Here is a 16,652-nt window from a genome sequence, read left to right on the forward strand (position 1 = left end):
AAAAGCAACTTTTAGCTCTTACCACTCCGCAGCGCTGCCATCCTCGTGGGTCCAAAGCGGGTTTTTCCAGTTGTGGCCTACTGCTGCCATTCTCCGCACCTGTTCTTCATTGATCTCAATGCCTAAGCCCGGGCCGGAAGGAATTTTTACGAAGCCATTTTCATAAGTAAAAACGGTTTTGTCTTCCAGGTAATCCATCAGGTCATTGCCCTGGTTGTAGTGGATTCCCAGGCTTTGTTCCTGGATAAAGGCATTGTGGCAGGTTGCATCCACTTGCAGACAGGCAGCCAGCGCGATGGGTCCGAGTGGGCAATGCGGTGCGGCGGCAACATCAAAAGCCTCGGCCATGGAAAGAATCTTTTTACATTCCGTAATGCCTCCCGCGTGTGACAAATCCGGCTGGATAATGTCCGCATAACCCTGAGTGAGCAACTCTTTAAACTGCCAGCGACTGAACATGCGCTCGCCGGTTGCGATCGGAATGCAGGTATGATTTGCAATTTCGCGCAGCGCCTCATTATTTTCCGGGAGCACAGGTTCTTCAATAAACATCGGCCGGAATTGCTCCAATTCTTTGGCCAGAACCTTTGCCATCGGCTTGTGCAGACGACCGTGAAAATCCACACCAATATCCAAAGCGTAACCCACCGCTTCCCGGATCGATGCAACGCGAAGCAAAACGAGGTCGATCTTTTCGTAAGAATCAATGTATTGCATTTCGTCGGTTGCATTCATTTTAATGGCCTTGAAACCGCTATCGAGTGACAACTTTGCCGCAATCGCTACGTCCGAAGGCCGGTCGCCACCGATCCATGAATACACCTTGATTTTATCCCTACATTTCCCGCCAAGCAGCTGGTGCACAGGCGCATTGTAAAATTTCCCTTTAATGTCCCAAAGTGCCTGGTCGATACCCGCAATTGCACTCATCAATATGGGTCCGCCCCGGTAAAAACCACCTCTGTACATTGTATTCCAATGCCCTTCAATGTCCATCGGATCTTTTCCGATGAGCGTATCCATCAGCTCAATCACCGCCGCCTTCACCGTCGCCGCTTTCCCTTCGATCACCGGCTCACCCCAGCCAATAATGCCTTCATCCGTCTCTATTTTAAGAAATAACCACCGCGGCGGAACCTGAAAAAGCTCGTAACTTCTAATTTTCATTTTAACAAATAATTAATGACACATTAAAGGAAACATATTCCATTGGTTGATTAAAGCGTTGGTTGGGAATTTTATAATGGGTTGTCTTAGAAGAATGGATTACCTAAAACATCAGAGACCATCGGAATGCCAGCTGCCAACGATAAAAATGAATGGACAATAACAAATCCCGGAGGGATGTAACTTCAGTAGCCATAACATGATCGCAATCAATGTAATCCCGGAGGGATATCATATCGGTAGCAACAATATGATCGTAGTTGGTGTAAATCCCGGAGGGATGTAATTTCGGCAGCAATAACATTATCGTAGACAAAGTAAATCCCGGAGGGATATCATATCGGTAGCAACAACATGATCGTAATTGGTGTAAATCCCGGAGGGATGTAACGTCATGCAGGTTGTTACATCCCTCCGGGATTTGGAAGCCACCTGGACTATCACTTTTCTACCAATATCGCATCCCTCCGGGATTGGAGTATTAGGCGCTCTTACTCAGCGCATGAAGTAAAATTATCGAATCCCCGCTTTCAACAAGCTCCATTTCAAAAATTCCTTTCTGGATTCTTCCGAGTAATCCGAGGATAGTTTAGCGTTCACTCTCGCAAAAATTTAAACAAACATCTGCAACGTTTCCCGGGTTGGCTCGTCATTGCGGTACTACGAGACCAAACCTTAGCCATGAGAAAAGTTTTATTGACTATTGCTGCGTTTACAGCCAGCATCTGCTTCACATTTGCCCAGCACATTGAGATCTTCGGATTGCTTCTGGACTCAATTGCTTCGAAACCCATTGAATTTGCTACCATCGCGCTCCTCAAAGACGGCAAAATTGTCCAGGGCGTGAATGCTGATGCGAAAGGACGCTTTGTTTTTCTGAAAGTAGAAAAAGGCGAATATGCTGTTCAGGCTTCGCTGATGGGTTATGTTTCAAAAACGGTTGAAAAAATTATCGCGAAAGACGAGGACATTGAAATGGGCATCATTAAGCTGGCCCCAACTGTCCAGAACCTGAACGAAGTGACTGTTACCGAGCAGAAAGCGCTTTTTGAGGAAAAGGCGGACCGCATGGTTTACAATGCTGAAAAAGACATTAGCATCAAAGGTGGTGATGCGACGGATGTGCTTAAAAAGATCCCTTCGGTGGCGGTGGACATTGAAGGCAATGTGCAGTTGCGCGGCAGTTCCAACATTAAGGTGCTGATCAACAACAAGCCGTCGAGCATTGTGGCGCGCAGTGTTTCGGACGCATTGAAGCAAATCCCGGCGGATATCATTAAACAGGTTGAAGTAATTACTTCACCATCAGCCAAGTATGATGCGGAAGGCACGGCGGGGATTATCAATATCATTACCAAGAAAAATACGCTGCGCGGCACGAACGGTTCGATCAGCCCGAACTTCGGACAGTGGAACAACTGGCAGAATGCGAGCATTAATCACCGCATGAAGGCCGTTAATATTTCGGCAAATGGTGGTTTCAATGATTGGAAAAACAAGCGCTTCATGCAACTGCGACGCTCATTTACCAATGGCGACACACTTATCGACCAAAATCAACCCCAGCGGATCATGGGAAAAGGTAAGAATTCGTATGCAACGGTCAATGTCGATTGGGACGTGGATTCGCTGAACAGGATTGGCGCGGGTCTCAATTATTACAATGGTATAAATACAAACAATTTTGATATCGAGTTTACGGAGAGCGGCCTGGGTGCGGTCAGGCAATATTTCAAGCGGGATATGAGCCGCACTTACGACTGGGCGGGGGCAACAGTGAACCTGGATTACACGCGTTTGTTCAAAAAACCTAAAAAGGAAATAACGCTGCTCATGATGTATTCCTTTGAAGGTGAAGACAGTGATTATTATTCCAACCTCCTGAACCGCGAGCAAACAGTATATTACCGCGAAAAAAGTTATAACATCAGCAACAACAAAGAAGGGACCGTTCAATTGGATTTCACTAACCCGATCGATAGCATCAGCACCTTGGAGTTGGGCTCTAAAACAATTTTCCGCAAAATCCTGAGCGATTACCGAATTTCCAGCGCATCCGACGGTTCGACCGATTTCAGGGACATGCCGCAGCTCGCGAATATTTTTGACTATGCCCAGCAGGTGACATCCGCCTACGTTGTGTACACACGGACGCCGAAAAAGCGCTGGGGCATTAATCTGGGGGCGCGCTATGAACATACTTTTATCCAGGCCAACTTTTTAAATGGTACAGCCTCGTTTTCAAACAATTACGGCAATTTGATTCCCAGTGTAAGTTTATCTCGCAGTGTTAGGAAAGACCAGCAGCTAAGGCTAAGCTATACGCAACGCATTCAGCGACCACAATTTTTTTATCTGAATCCATATGTGAATCAGGCTGATTCTAAAAATCAATATGGAGGAAACCCTTACCTTAAACCTGAGCTAACTCATTCAATTGAAGCTAATTACAGCGTTTCCATTAAACAAACCAGCTTTAACGCGTCATTCTTTTTGCGCCAGACTAACAATGCTATTGAAAACATCAGCTCGGTGGACACAAGCGGCGTTTTAACCCAAATTTTCCAGAATGTGGCTCAGAACTCAGCTTACGGTTTGAATCTGAGCGCCAACACGAAAATATTGAAGCAATGGAGCGTAAACGGCTCATTGAATGTATTTTATAATGTATTGGAAAGCGAAGAGCTTAAAGCGCGCAATGCGGATTGGATGTATCGGATCAACCTGAATTCGAGCATTGATTTTGGCAAAGGCATTAAGGCGCAGCTTTTTGGATTCTATAATTCTGCGCGGGTTAACCTGCAAGGGAAATATGGCGGATTCGGCTTTTATAATATGGTTTTGCAAAAAGAAGTCCTTAAAAAGAAGGGCACTATTGGCTTTGGTTACGACAATCCATTCAACAGAAAGATCAAATGGAGAAACGATTTCGTGGGGCCAAATTTTGTACAAATTCAGGATGTGGCCATGTACAGACGCGGCTGGCGCATCAATTTGAAATATGAATTCGGACAAATGAGCAGCGGTCCACGTCAGAAGAAGCGGATCAGTAACGATGACAAAAAAGGTGGCGAAGGCAACAACTGACCAGGATCGCCCTTAGTGGCATGCTTTTTGACCTGCCTTACCCAACTTTGACATTCTAAAATAAACCTGATTATGATGGGTAAGGCTAGTTTTACTTTAAAAGAAGATTCCAGCGAAATTGTGATTAACAGCACCGACATTGAGGAAATTGTTCCGGATGCCGATTTTCGGTTCAGCCTTCTGGTCCTGAAAAATGGTGAAAAACATTTTGTAGCAGGCACAAAAGAAGAAATTGAAAACAAACTGGAAGCAAACGCATCATAAATGGGAACTATCGAAAATGTAAATCTGGATTATGTACTTATCCATGCTGCACGCGTGGGCGACAATGCTGTCGTTGAAGAAATCCTGTCAAGAGGGATTAACGTAAATGTCCAGGATGAAAAAGGATATACGCCGCTGATTATCGCATGTTACAACAATCGCTACGAGACCGCTAAACTGCTGCTGGAAGCTGGCGCTGACGTCAATGGCTTCGATTATGGCGGAAATACTGCATTAATGGGCGTTTCATTCAAGGGTTATCCCGAGATTGCTGAATTGCTTATTAACAATGGTGCCGATCTGAACATGCAGCACGGAAACGGTGGAACTGCCTTGATGTTCGCAGCGATGTTTGGCAGAAACGACCTGGTTAAGCTGCTTCTCACGAGAGGTGCGGACAAAAATATTCTGGATGCCCGGGGCCTATCGGTTACAGATCTGGCTTTGCAACAGGGTAACCATGAAGCGGTTGCGCTTTTGGAGTCTGAATAAAAATCGCTTGTAAACCTAATGCCCGTAAACCTTCCCTGCTTGCACCTCAGCAAATGTCAACGACCGCTTGTCTTTTCGTGAAATGATGGTAACTTTTAAAGGTAAAATGCTTTCCCTATTAGCATTATTAAACACCTTTTACGACAACCGAATATGAGCGAGATCAGAAAAGAAGACATTAAGCAGGAAGTTTTTGACCTGTACGACGACTACGCCCACGACCGTATCGACCGACGGAACTTTATGCAAAATTTATCGGCATATGCAGTTGGCGGTGTTACTGTGGCGTCGCTTATGAGTTTTTTGATGCCTGATTATCAAGGCACCATTCAAGTTAATCCCAATGATCCCCGACTCAAATCGGATTATATCAACTACGATTCGCCAAAGGGTGGGAAAACCATTAAGGCGTTGTTATCAAAGCCCGAAGGTGCAACCGGAAAGCTAGGCGGCGTCATTGTCGTGCATGAAAACCGTGGCCTTAACCCGTATATCGAAGATGTGGGCAGGAGAGCGGCCCTTGCCGGATTTCTATCCATCGCGCCCGATGCGTTAACGCCATTGGGCGGCTATCCCGGAAATGATGACAAAGGGCGAGAAATGCAGAGCAAAAGAGACAAAAATGAAATGTCGGAAGACTTTATTGCCGCATTTGATTATCTGAAAAATCATAAAGATTGCAATGGAAAAATTGGTGTGGTAGGCTTTTGTTTTGGAGGTGCCATGGCGAATATGATGGCCGTGAGGGTCCCTGAACTTGCCGCTTCCGTGCCTTTTTACGGCGGTCAGCCTGCTGCTGAGGACGTTCCGAAAATAAAGGCGCCGTTGCTTTTGCATTATGCGAGCCTGGACACGCGCGTGAACGAGGGATGGCCTGCTTACGAAAAAGCGCTGAAAGAAAATAACAAAGAATATACGGCCTATATGTACCCCGACACAAACCACGGCTTCCACAACGACAGCACGCCACGCTACGACAAAGCCGCCGCGGAGCTGGCCTGGACGCGCACGATTGACTTCTTTAAGCAGAAGTTGATTTAAGTTTTCATCTTTACCCTACATTAGCCATGATTTATTATACCCAGCTTATTTTCATTAAGCCAGGCAAAGAAAGCTCTTTCCATTTTTTTGAAGACCAGGTTTTGCCTTTGCTCAGCCACCATAATGGCGAACTCGTTTATCGCATCAGGCCCAGCATTTCTTCGGTCGTAACCACCACATTGGGGCATCCATATGAGATCCACCTTGTCACTTTTGCGGACCGGAAAAGCTTCGAGGGATATCGCGATGATCCAGAGCGCTTGAAACACATGCATTTGAAAGATGAATCAGTGGAACGCATAATGCTCATTGAGGGCAACGCACTTTAAGGAGCGTTTAACGACATTTGGATTGCGAATAAAAAGGCGGATGAAATGGAATGAAATAGAAACCAATTGGTTTATGATATTTGCAGGAGAGTAAAATAAGAGAAACAACGAGAAATAGAATGTCGGAACCACAACTTACGGGCTTGCAAAAGCGGGCTTCAAAATACATTGATAAGGCGATTGCATACCAGGTCAGGCCGGGTGAAATGATCGAAGGCCATTTTATTGGTTTTGATAAAGCAAATATTGACCGCGCCGTTATACAAATGTCAAATGCCGCCGACCGCACCACCCTGCCCTTAATGACCGTAGTGAATTATTTTGAAGGAGTTGAAGATGACGAAGATGATGATGATGCTTTGACCAAACAATAAAAAAATGAATGCTTGTTAAGTCAGACCTCTTGATTTAAATACTTAGATAATTATTCCGATTTGATGGACTTTACCGGGTTTGCCAATGCGGCCTTAACACTTTGGAAACTTATTGTAATAAGCGCAGTAATGATCGCGAGCAACCCGCCGAGCAGGAACATCCACCATTGAATATTTATTTTATAGGCAAAATCTTTCAGCCATTCCTCCATCAAAAACCAGGCAACAGGCGTTGCGATAACGATGGCGATAATAACGAGTTTCATAAAATCTTTGGACAACAATGTTGTAATGTTCAAAACAGTAGCGCCCAGCACTTTGCGGATCCCGATTTCTTTGGTGCGCTGTTCCGTGGTGAAAGAGGCGAGGCCCAGCAAACCAAGGCACGAAATGACGATGGCTACGCCTGCAAAAAAATTGAACAATTGCCCCGTTTGTTGATCGGTTCGGTACAAATCGTTGTAATTCGCGTCCAAGAATGTGTATTCAAATGGATAGGCAGGCAAATATTGCTTCCAAAGTTTTTCGGCTGCCGCCAAGGCATCTGGTGCCAGCTCGCCAGTGGTGCGGACATTCACCATGAAATTACTTTCCGGTTTACTGAACAGGACCAAAGGCCAGACAGGCTCGCGGATAGAGGTCATATTGAAATCCTTAACAATGCCAATGATCGTTCCTTCCGTGCCCTCGTGCTTGAAACGTTTGCCCACCGGATCTTTCCAACCCGTTTCTTTCACAGCGGTTTCATTTAATATAAAATAGGCGGAATCGGATTTTGAACCGCTGAAATTGCGTCCAGACAGTAATTTTATTCCAAAATTTTCGATAAAATCCTTATCAATGCCCATCTGGACCATGATCAGCGTCCGGTCTTTTTCCTTTCCGTCCCAATCAACCGATGCGGTCCCGGTCTGAATATTAACGGGTGTATCCGTGGATGTGCTGATGCCCAGTATGCTCGATTGGCCGCTTAATGCCTGCTTGAATTGAGGTGTAAATTTGCGCCCGTCGAAAGTAAAAACATGCGCCCGCTTAAAGCCAGGATCGCGCTGGCGAATGAACCGAAGCTGACTGCCAATGATAAAAGTGCCGACAATGAGAATCGTTGCCAGCGAAAATTGCGTGACAACCAACAATTTCCGCAACCCAGCCCCGCTTGCCTGGCTGGAATGACCCTTTAATGCCTGAATGGGATTAAAGTTAGCAACCATTATAGCCGGATAAATTCCCGCCAGCAAGAAACAGAATGTCAGACTTCCGATCAGCACTTGCCAAGCCCTTGGATCGAAGAGTGAGAAATGGCCCGTTTTGCCCGTTAGGCTTTTGTAAAGCGGCAAAAGCGCTTGCAGTAAGGCAATAGAAAGGATTAGTGCCAGGGTCAATGTCAGCAAGGATTCTACCAGTAACTGCCTCGCCAGCTGTGCAGAACCTGCTCCAACGACCTTGCGGACGCCAATTTCCTTGGCCCGTCTTGTGGCGCGTGCGGTAGTCAGGTTTACATAATTGATACAACCGATGCCTAATAAAAGCACCGCAACAATTCCCAAAATGCTTACTTGCTTCATAGCGAACCAACCCCCTTCTACCGGATATAAATGAATCTCGGTAAATGGTTGTAAAAGATAATCCGGAATGTTGGGCTTGCCTTTCAGTATGGACGCTTGTATTGCCGTTAGTTTCCTTCCTACACTTTCCGGTGAGGCTTCCGAACGCAGCTTCACATACGTTGCAAATCCGAAATCATCCCAATTCTCGTCAGCCAGTTTAGCGCCGCCATTTTCAGGACCGGAATTTTTTAATACTTCAAAATTGACATACAAATGATCCTTAATAGAAGAATTGTCGGGCGCATCTGCAAGCACACCGCTGACAATGAGCGTAACATTGTTTTCAACATTCATGAAGGTTTTGCCAATTGCATCTGCAGTGCCGAAGAATTTCCGGGCCAACTTTTCTGTAAGCACAACCGAGTTAGGTTCCGGAAACGGTGCGTTGCGGTCGCCATACAGCATTTTAAAGCCATTGAAAAATGTCAGAAAATTTGCTTCCGTAAAGGCGAGGTTATCCTTTTGGTTGAATGTTTTTCCATTGGCCTTGAAAGTTGCGGAAGGATAATATCCCATCCGTACTGCACTTTCCACTTCCGGGATTTGCTTTCTGGACTCGACGGCCACGGGGCCCGGCGTTGAGGTGAATATATTTTCGTCTGTTCCTTTTCCAAAACGTGCATTAACCTGATAAATACGGTCCGCATCGGCGTGGAACCGGTCAAAACTCAGCTCATCCCGGACCCACCAAAAAAGCAGCAAACTCACAGCCAGCACGACAGCCAAACCGCCAATGTTAAGCGCTGAATACCAACCGCCCGAGCGCACATTACGCCATGCAATTTTGAAATGGTTACGAATCATAAAGCCGATCTGGTTAACAGGTTTTTAAACCATTACCAGATCGGCTGACGTTGTGTGGCAGGGAAGCAGCATTTAATCATCCCCTACGTTTTCATTATATTTCAATTACCCGTTCTGAACTCCCCAGACACTCACTGAGCGCCCGTTTACGCGAAATTCTGCGTGCCCATCCTCCCCTACTACCACCGGCTCCTGAACGAAATTCAAGTAATCCACAAAAGTTTTTCCGGCATGTTGCTGGCCTATGAACATTGTTTTTGCCGCATTTTCGTGATTGGAAATCAAAACTGCACAACCTGAGTTTTCATGCTCATCACCTTCGCGCGTCCAGCCAATGCAGTTAATGTCATCGAAATAATCGTTTTGTGTGCCATATGCCAGCTTTTTTCTTACGTAAAGCAATGCTTCCAGCACATTCAGTTTTTCCAGTGTGATTTCATGTTCCTGTTCATCGTTGCCTGTATCGGTGTATTTGGAGCCATACAAATCACTGTAAAAAATACATGGGTAACCGGCCTGGCGTAAGAGAATGATCGCATAAGCCAACGGCCTGAACCAGCCTTCCACAGTCTGTTCCAAGGATTGCAGCGGCTGCGTGTCATGATTTTCTACCAATGTCACCGCAAGCTCAGGCATTGTTTCTACCAGCGTTTCATTCAGGATCGTCCTCAGATCATAATGTTCGTTTTCTTTTGAAGCCCTGAAAAAGTTGGCTTGCAACGGCGCATCGAAAAGCGAAACGCGCTTGTCCGTCGCTTCAATGTAAGCCAGCATAGACCCCAGGTCATACGGTGCCCAATATTCGCCGACAGTATAGAACTCTTTCTGATATTTTCCGCGCAAATGGTCCAGCCATTCATTAAAAAATGCAGGATCCATGTGTTTGATCGCATCCAGTCTGAAACCGTCGCAATGCACTGTTTCCACAAACCATTCTCCCCAGTTTTTCAATTCCTGGCGCACATGCGGATTACGGAATTCGATATCCGAAAGCATCAGATAATCATAGTTTCCGTTTTCCAGATCGAGCACATCCTGCCAGCCATCACCATACTGATTTTGAATACTATAAATTGCATTTTGCTCAGTTGAGGCATTATAATCCACACCCGAAAAGCATTGATAATCCCACACAAACTGAGAGTATTGCCCGGCCCTGCCGGGAAATGTAAACTTGGTATAGGCCTCTATTTCAAAAGTATCGCTCACAAATTCATTGCGATTTTCGGGCGTAACTTCCTTAACGGGCACCACTTCTTTTTCATCGGCACCGCCCATATGGTTCAAAACGATGTCACAATAAACTTGTAAACCGGCTTCCTGACCAGCTGCAATTGCGTCGATCAACTCTTGTTTTGTGCCATATTTAGTCCTTACTGATCCTTTTTGATCAAATTCCCCAAGGTCGTACAGATCATAAGAATCATAACCGGAGGAATTCGCTCCTTCCATTCCTTTTTGTGCTGGCGGCAGCCATACTGAGTCGATGCCCAGATTTTTGAGACGGGCAGCTTCATTCTTGAAATGATTCCAAAGCGATCCGTCCGCAGGATAGTACCATTCAAAGAATTGAAGCATTGTAAAATTTTCCATAAACTGTTAATGAAGCGCTACGGGGTTTGATGCAGCTGAAACATTACTATAAATAACCATACCGGCCCAAAAAGTTTAGTTTGCTATTCTTATCGTTCAGACATTGGCTTATCTAAACAAAACGCCCTTCCACGTCCTATGCTCCCAAGCCTGGAACGTGCCATACGGCCGTCCCGACGAAAGTCCGTCAAGCATTAACATTTAATATGAAAATAGTTAAAAAAGATTTTGTTTTAACGAAATATGCCTGTAAATTTACAACTGTAAAAATAAAAATCAGCAATGACTTACATTAGTGCGCAACCAGTTCTGACGAATGAGTGGGATGACATTTGTTTTCCTGTGAGCCCCGTTTGGCTGGCGGACCTCTTGCCGGATTATGACATTATCGCAACGGATCGTCAGCAGCTTGTGGTGGGTGAACCGCTGCGTGGCAGAAAGACGATATTTGGGATTCAAAGCGCGGACTATACGATTATTCCAAACAGCTGGATCCGGGAAGTGATCGATAAGGTGTTTGGGAAAAATTATGAGGTCCAGATCAAATACACAAGCACGGGAGAATTCAGCATCAGCATTATCCTTTCCGACGGGTTCGCCATCGGCAATGAGAGCTTGCAACGCAGTATGATCCTTACGAACAGTTATAACGGCAAAACACCTTTAACAATTCAGGGTCAGACCTTTACGACCATGACCAACGAAGGAAACAAGCCGGGCAGCAGCATGTATCGTGAAGTCTGCAAGAATGGTCTTATGGGTTGGGCCGATTCGTTTGGCAAGCTGACTGATTATCAGCATTGGCTGGAAGAAAAACCAAAAACAAAGGATAAAAAACAACCCGTCAAAAGCACGCAGGAATTGCGTAAAATTCATCATAGCCGTCTTACGCAGGAGATTTTTCAGGCACAATTGTATGCCATGCTCGTGGGGCACAAAAAGCCGAGGCCAACATTAACTGCCACGGTGTATGAGCATTTGCAGCAGCGGAAAGTGTCGAAAGCAGAAGAGGATCTGCTTAGAAAACTGCCGATCCCGGTCCAGCTGGCGAAGCAAGCACAGGAACGGCTGCGGCTGGAAGAGCGGATTCTGGACGCCAGCCCCTCCTACTGGCTGATGTACAACGCAGTTAATCATGCGCTTTTCAACGCGCGCAGCAGCCTCACGCTAAACGACCGTTACAAGTTGGATGAGCGTGTTTTTCATCAACTGGCTGCCAGCTCATTTGCATAGCGGCAATCCGTGACGCCTTCCGGTGTCACGACATTTACTTTAATTCTATAATTATGAATACGCAAAGAAACCATGTGATATTGGGTGAAGATGATTTTCGTATGTTAAAACAATTCGCCGAAAATTTCAGCAGCAGCAATGCGAACGAAATGTCCCTGTCCTATGAACTCAACCGCGCGATCGTGGTGGAAAACGACGAGTTGCCACCGGATAGCATCAGACTGAATTCGGAGGTGAAAGTGAGGGAATTAACGACAAATAAGGAGATGGAATTCTCCATTGTAATGCCTGCTTTGGCTGATATTAAACAAAAGAAAATCTCCGTACTAACCCCAATGGGCGCCGCTTTGATCGGGCTTTGCAAAGGCGAGACAGTGGAATGGAAAATGCCCGCAGGCATGAAGAAGTTCCAGGTGTTGGACGTAAGGCAAATGCTATGAAGGCGCCGCGGCATCCGCTCATCTATGCGATGTTGTGCGCGTTTGTGCTGATGACTTTTTACATTGCATTCTGTCTGATTACATTTAATATGTAACCCAATTTATCCCCGGCCGTTAGTGGCTCCACTTTACGAAGTCAACCGGACTCTATCAAGCAACTTTAAGGCATAGGCCAGGTCAATAACCTGGCTTTTTTTGTCTTGAGGATTTGCAGATAGCCCCAAACTAATGTCCATGCGAGCAAAGCATTGCAGCAAGGTATAATATTTGTAGTTGTTCCTGAAAGAAAAATACCGATCAACGACGTCCGTTATGGCAAAGAAAGAATCAGGAAAACTCGATAAAGCGAAGGATCTGGCTTTACACCTCCGTGCACGCAGGGAAATAATTTTAAACAGATGGCGCGAAAGATGTGCTGATGATCCTTCGCTAAGCAGTAAGAGCAGCTTTTCCAGAGAGGAATTCAATGACCAGGTCCCGTTGTTACTCGATGTGCTCGATCAGCGCCTGCAACAAATAGAACCCACACACGACCCGATTGTAATTGCCAACGAGCATGGCATTCACCGCTGGCAAAACGGTTACTCGCTTCGTGAGCTGGTCATTGAGCTGGAACACCTTATCGCGATCCTGATTGATGAGGTTGACCGGTATAATTTGGATTTTTCCAAACTCGATGCAGCTAACGCATCCTACGTTTACCGGGAGCTAAGCCGGATCTATGCAGAGGCAAACCGCGGCAGTGTCGTATCCTACAATGATTTAGGGCAGACGGCTGCGGCAGAGCAAGCGTCCAGTCTGCAAAAGGCACTGGATCAGCTGCTCCAACTGGGAAAAAAGAGAAACGAGCATTTGAGACACAGTTCGCACGATTTGCGATCGAGTTTCAGCGTGATATTAATGGCATCCCAACTTTCACAAACGCAATCTTCTGACACAGAGCGAGCGGAATTGATGAACATTTTGAATAAAAATCTGACCTCGTTGCGGGATATGTTACTGCAACTCACCGACTATGCGCGTATCGAAGCCGGTCAGGAGACGCTGGACATCAAAGATTTTAATGTGGCTAATTTGATAAAAGAAATTGTTGAAAACGCGCAGCCGGTAGCAGAACTACGCAAACTGAAAATCACTGCCGAAGGTCCTGACACACTAAAAATATCGAGCGACAAAGTTCAGATCCAGCGTGTTTTACAAAACCTCCTTTATAATGCATTAAAATATACAGAATCGGGAGGCGTCTATATAACCTGGTCCAATGAGAATGAAAGACGGTGGGTGCTTAGCGTACAGGATACCGGGCCTGGTTTCCGGGAAAATTCGCCCGCGGCCGTCTTCGCAGAACAATTAAAGCCAGCCACACACACGACCGGCATCCACAATCATGTGCCTCCCATTGAGCGCGTTCCCCTGATATCGGATGACAGTGATAACGGTTCGTTCAAAGAAAGTGAAGGACTTGGTTTATTTATTGTGAAGAAAATATGCGAACTGATGAAGGCGACGATGGACATTGAAAGTGCGCCGGGTAAAGGCACATTGGTAAGGGTTCGTTTTCAGTCAAAACAAGAGCTTAATGCTGCACCATAAAGCGCTTGTTTTTAGAATAACATTTCAAGAATTGATGTGTTTTATGTTGACAAGACATCGTCGTATATGCCATATCGATCGCCTGCACTTTTTTGAAATACTAAGGATCAAGACTGGCAAAACCCTCCTACTGCATGAAAAATGTTGCGACCGAAACGAGCACAACAGACAGCAACATCGATAGAAATACCAGGATCGAAGATTGTTCTTCATCCGCTTTCAAAAATGCGGCAAATACCGTAACATTCGCTGCGATAGGAAATAACGGAACCAGGGCGAGCATTTTGTAATCCTCCTCTTCCAGGTCTTTGGCTATAAAGGAGGCTGCGAAAGCGATAACGCCAAGTATGATGATCGCAGCAAGCGTACGAAAACCAAGCAGTTTTGAAAAGTAAGGAATTTTAATGTTCTTGAAATCAACACTTGCCAGTTGAAACCCTACGATCATCATACCGGCTGCGGAAACAGCAAAACTGACCACACCAAGGGCCGGTTTAACAAACTCAGGCGTTTCCAGCCCGGCTATTTTACATATTATTCCCGCAACAAACACATACAGGAACGGAATACTAAGCATTTCCTTGAAGGCTTTCTTAGCCGGATATTTAGTCTTGGCTACCTGGTAATAACCGATTGTGTCGCCATATAATGCCGAACCTAGGTAAATGCAGATCAGCACACTGACTTTGTCTTCTCCAAATAGCGCGGTCACCGTGGGGATGCCGAAAAAAGCAATGTTGAAAAACGAAAATGAGCTTCGCAGCAGCAAAGGATCAGTTTCAGATGCTAGCTTGTTTTGAGCCAGTTTCGCAACAAAATTCATCCCTAATGCCAGCAAAAACGTCAGAATGGGCAAAACGATCAGCTTGGAAGCCTCAGCTTCAAGCATGTTTGTAAATACAAGCAACGGCAATAGCACATTGATCAGCGGCTTGCTGATGTAATCTGAATTGAAGTCAAATTTCTTGCTGATCAGATATCCGGCTGGGATAAATGCCATAACAGGAAATAGCTCGCCGTAAAGTTTAAGAAGGGTTTCCAATAATCTGACTGATAAGGTGACGTGATAAATTGCCGATCGTTTTGACGTTGAACCAAACCGCGTTTACATCCAGAAGCAAGCCATTTGTAATATGACCAACCGCGTAAAAGTTTGGATAAGCGCTTTTGCCGGTGATGACCTGCATCGTTTCCGTATTGATCTTGATCCCGCCCGCATCCTCCGGCTCAATCAAACCATCCTTCGCGAGATTCTGCATCAGCTCCGATTTCATCAATTTAACAGCAGACGCAGGCCCTGTGGCGTTGATCACAAACTTCTCAACCGACTCATTTCCGTCGCCGTGGGTTAGCACAAAGCTATTTTTACTGTCGTCAAAAACCACTTCTTTCAAGCCCGGAACAACCTGTAACTGATTTGATGTGAACAACTTATTAACCCGCTCAGCATTCACAAGCGGCATGCAGTGACGATTCACCGCCCAGTAAGCGCCAAACCATTTTTTAAATTTGAGTTTTTCAGATTCATCCAGCCATTTCCACATTTCAGAACTCTCATACCGAAGCGAATAGGGAATGTTACTGAGTGCATCACCGCCGTTTTTAGCAATTTCAATGTCCTCTGCCAGCAGTTTTTCGGCTGGCTTATCTGTTCTGGCAGTGGCTTTCCAATCGATTTTTCCGCCTGCATATGCTTCTGCTTCTTTTCTGAAAAGCCTGAATATTTCTTTCACTGTAGGGTTTCTCAGTTCCTTCCGCTGGATCTCATGAAGATTTCTGAGCGTCAAAAACTTGCAATCGACCATTGCAGCCTGATCCGCCGGTTGCACCCTGGGCATTAGCCCGTCCGGCGAGTAACAAGTAATTTGTCCTTTATAATCATTATCCGTAAGCGTCATCAATGCGTCCACAGCACTAAGGCTCGACCCTAAGATCGCTACATCCGCATCCTTTGGGATTCTTTCCAAAATAGGCTCTGATGGCCAGGGAGAGCCGAAATAATTCTCTTTATCATTCAAATCCGGATAGTTATCGGCAACCGGCGTGCCAGGGGAAAGCACCAGAAAATCACACGAATGCTGCATGTTTCCGGACAAGTGAATGGTGAAACGGGGTTCTTCACGGGCAACGCTTTTTGCGCTCGCATGGATCACCTGCACATCCATGCCTTCGTTCCTGGCCAGGGCAAAGTAATGCTCGAATTGTTCTTTCAGATAATCACCATACAGTCTGCGGGTGGTAAAAGCTCTGTTTTCACCTTGGTTATCAACGACTTCGCTGCCGATCCGCGCATCATGCTCGATCAGCCAATCGCTGAAATGCTGTGGCTCTGTAAAATGGATTCCCATCAGATCGGCCTGGGTGTTGAGAATATGACCCGGTTGTTTGGTCCCAAAAGCAAGTCCCTTGCCGACTTCTTTGTTCTCTTCAATGATGGTAATGCTAACTTCCCGGTGGCTTTTTGCGATGCGTAATTGAAGAAAGAGCTCTATGAATGCTGATATTCCGCAAGCGCCGCCACCGATAATCGTAATATTTGTTAAATTCATTTTTAAGGTTCCTATTTGCTATCCGCTCCCATCTGAAGCAGGACGAACCGGACACTCAAAAGAATCATGCTAATTACAC

The 16,652-nt window shown here is 45.7% G+C and carries 14 protein-coding genes; 9 read left to right on the forward strand and 5 right to left on the reverse strand.

The window, feature by feature from the left end:
• Positions 1 to 18: 18 nt before the first annotated feature.
• Positions 19 to 1,167, reverse strand: a complete 1,149-nt coding sequence (gene dgoD / locus NFI80_RS07535; protein ID WP_026628953.1) for a galactonate dehydratase — start codon at positions 1,165 to 1,167, stop codon at positions 19 to 21.
• Positions 1,168 to 1,848: 681 nt separating this feature from the next.
• Here dgoD and NFI80_RS07540 point away from each other — a divergent pair.
• The 6 genes from NFI80_RS07540 to NFI80_RS07565 all read left to right on the forward strand — a co-directional run bounded on the left by NFI80_RS07540 (position 1,849) and on the right by NFI80_RS07565 (position 6,754).
• Positions 1,849 to 4,254 carry a TonB-dependent receptor gene (locus tag NFI80_RS07540; RefSeq protein WP_235163594.1) on the forward strand — a complete coding sequence of 802 codons (2,406 nt, stop codon included), beginning with the start codon at positions 1,849 to 1,851 and terminating at the stop codon, positions 4,252 to 4,254.
• A 72-nt stretch (positions 4,255 to 4,326) separates the two neighbouring features.
• Positions 4,327 to 4,518: a hypothetical protein gene (locus NFI80_RS07545; RefSeq protein ID WP_233798582.1), complete on the forward strand. Its 192-nt coding sequence runs from the start codon at positions 4,327 to 4,329 to the stop codon at positions 4,516 to 4,518.
• Positions 4,519 to 5,010 carry an ankyrin repeat domain-containing protein gene (locus NFI80_RS07550; protein WP_235163593.1) on the forward strand — a complete coding sequence of 164 codons (492 nt, stop codon included), beginning with the start codon at positions 4,519 to 4,521 and terminating at the stop codon, positions 5,008 to 5,010.
• A gap of 153 nt (positions 5,011 to 5,163) precedes the next feature.
• On the forward strand, positions 5,164 to 6,051 hold the full coding sequence (locus NFI80_RS07555) for a dienelactone hydrolase family protein (RefSeq protein WP_233798584.1): 888 nt from the start codon (positions 5,164 to 5,166) through the stop codon (positions 6,049 to 6,051).
• Between the two features lie 26 nt (positions 6,052 to 6,077).
• The gene (locus NFI80_RS07560; RefSeq protein WP_235163592.1) at positions 6,078 to 6,380 is read left to right on the forward strand and encodes a DUF1330 domain-containing protein; all 303 of its coding nucleotides are present in this window, start codon (positions 6,078 to 6,080) and stop codon (positions 6,378 to 6,380) included.
• A gap of 119 nt (positions 6,381 to 6,499) precedes the next feature.
• Positions 6,500 to 6,754, forward strand: a complete 255-nt coding sequence (locus NFI80_RS07565) for a hypothetical protein (protein WP_235163591.1) — start codon at positions 6,500 to 6,502, stop codon at positions 6,752 to 6,754.
• Positions 6,755 to 6,804: 50 nt separating this feature from the next.
• Here the strand turns inward: NFI80_RS07565 and NFI80_RS07570 are convergent, their stop codons facing one another.
• Together NFI80_RS07570 and NFI80_RS07575 are read right to left on the reverse strand one after the other, a co-directional pair.
• Positions 6,805 to 9,165, reverse strand: coding sequence for an ABC transporter permease (locus tag NFI80_RS07570; protein ID WP_235163590.1), 2,361 nt, complete (start codon positions 9,163 to 9,165; stop codon positions 6,805 to 6,807).
• A gap of 105 nt (positions 9,166 to 9,270) precedes the next feature.
• Positions 9,271 to 10,758, reverse strand: coding sequence for an alpha-amylase (locus tag NFI80_RS07575; RefSeq protein WP_235163589.1), 1,488 nt, complete (start codon positions 10,756 to 10,758; stop codon positions 9,271 to 9,273).
• Between the two features lie 282 nt (positions 10,759 to 11,040).
• Here NFI80_RS07575 and NFI80_RS07580 point away from each other — a divergent pair, with 282 nt between their 5' ends.
• The 3 genes from NFI80_RS07580 to NFI80_RS07590 all read left to right on the forward strand — a co-directional run bounded on the left by NFI80_RS07580 (position 11,041) and on the right by NFI80_RS07590 (position 14,024).
• Positions 11,041 to 11,991 (forward strand): hypothetical protein, encoded by a 951-nt coding sequence (locus NFI80_RS07580; protein WP_235163588.1) that lies wholly within the window; start codon positions 11,041 to 11,043, stop codon positions 11,989 to 11,991.
• Between the two features lie 53 nt (positions 11,992 to 12,044).
• On the forward strand, positions 12,045 to 12,431 hold the full coding sequence (locus NFI80_RS07585; protein ID WP_235158935.1) for a GreA/GreB family elongation factor: 387 nt from the start codon (positions 12,045 to 12,047) through the stop codon (positions 12,429 to 12,431).
• Between the two features lie 312 nt (positions 12,432 to 12,743).
• On the forward strand, positions 12,744 to 14,024 hold the full coding sequence (locus NFI80_RS07590) for a sensor histidine kinase (protein WP_235163587.1): 1,281 nt from the start codon (positions 12,744 to 12,746) through the stop codon (positions 14,022 to 14,024).
• A gap of 127 nt (positions 14,025 to 14,151) precedes the next feature.
• Here the strand turns inward: NFI80_RS07590 and NFI80_RS07595 are convergent, their stop codons facing one another.
• Together NFI80_RS07595 and NFI80_RS07600 are read right to left on the reverse strand one after the other, a co-directional pair.
• The gene (locus tag NFI80_RS07595; RefSeq protein WP_235163586.1) at positions 14,152 to 15,066 is read right to left on the reverse strand and encodes an AEC family transporter; all 915 of its coding nucleotides are present in this window, start codon (positions 15,064 to 15,066) and stop codon (positions 14,152 to 14,154) included.
• Entirely contained in the window at positions 15,050 to 16,573 is a 1,524-nt protein-coding gene (locus NFI80_RS07600; RefSeq protein ID WP_235163585.1) for an FAD/NAD(P)-binding protein, read from the reverse strand. The genes NFI80_RS07595 and NFI80_RS07600 overlap by 17 nt, the downstream gene beginning before the upstream one ends.
• Positions 16,574 to 16,652: the final 79 nt, after the last annotated feature.

The organism is Dyadobacter chenhuakuii (genome assembly GCF_023821985.2).
GTDB lineage: Bacteria > Bacteroidota > Bacteroidia > Cytophagales > Spirosomataceae > Dyadobacter > Dyadobacter chenhuakuii.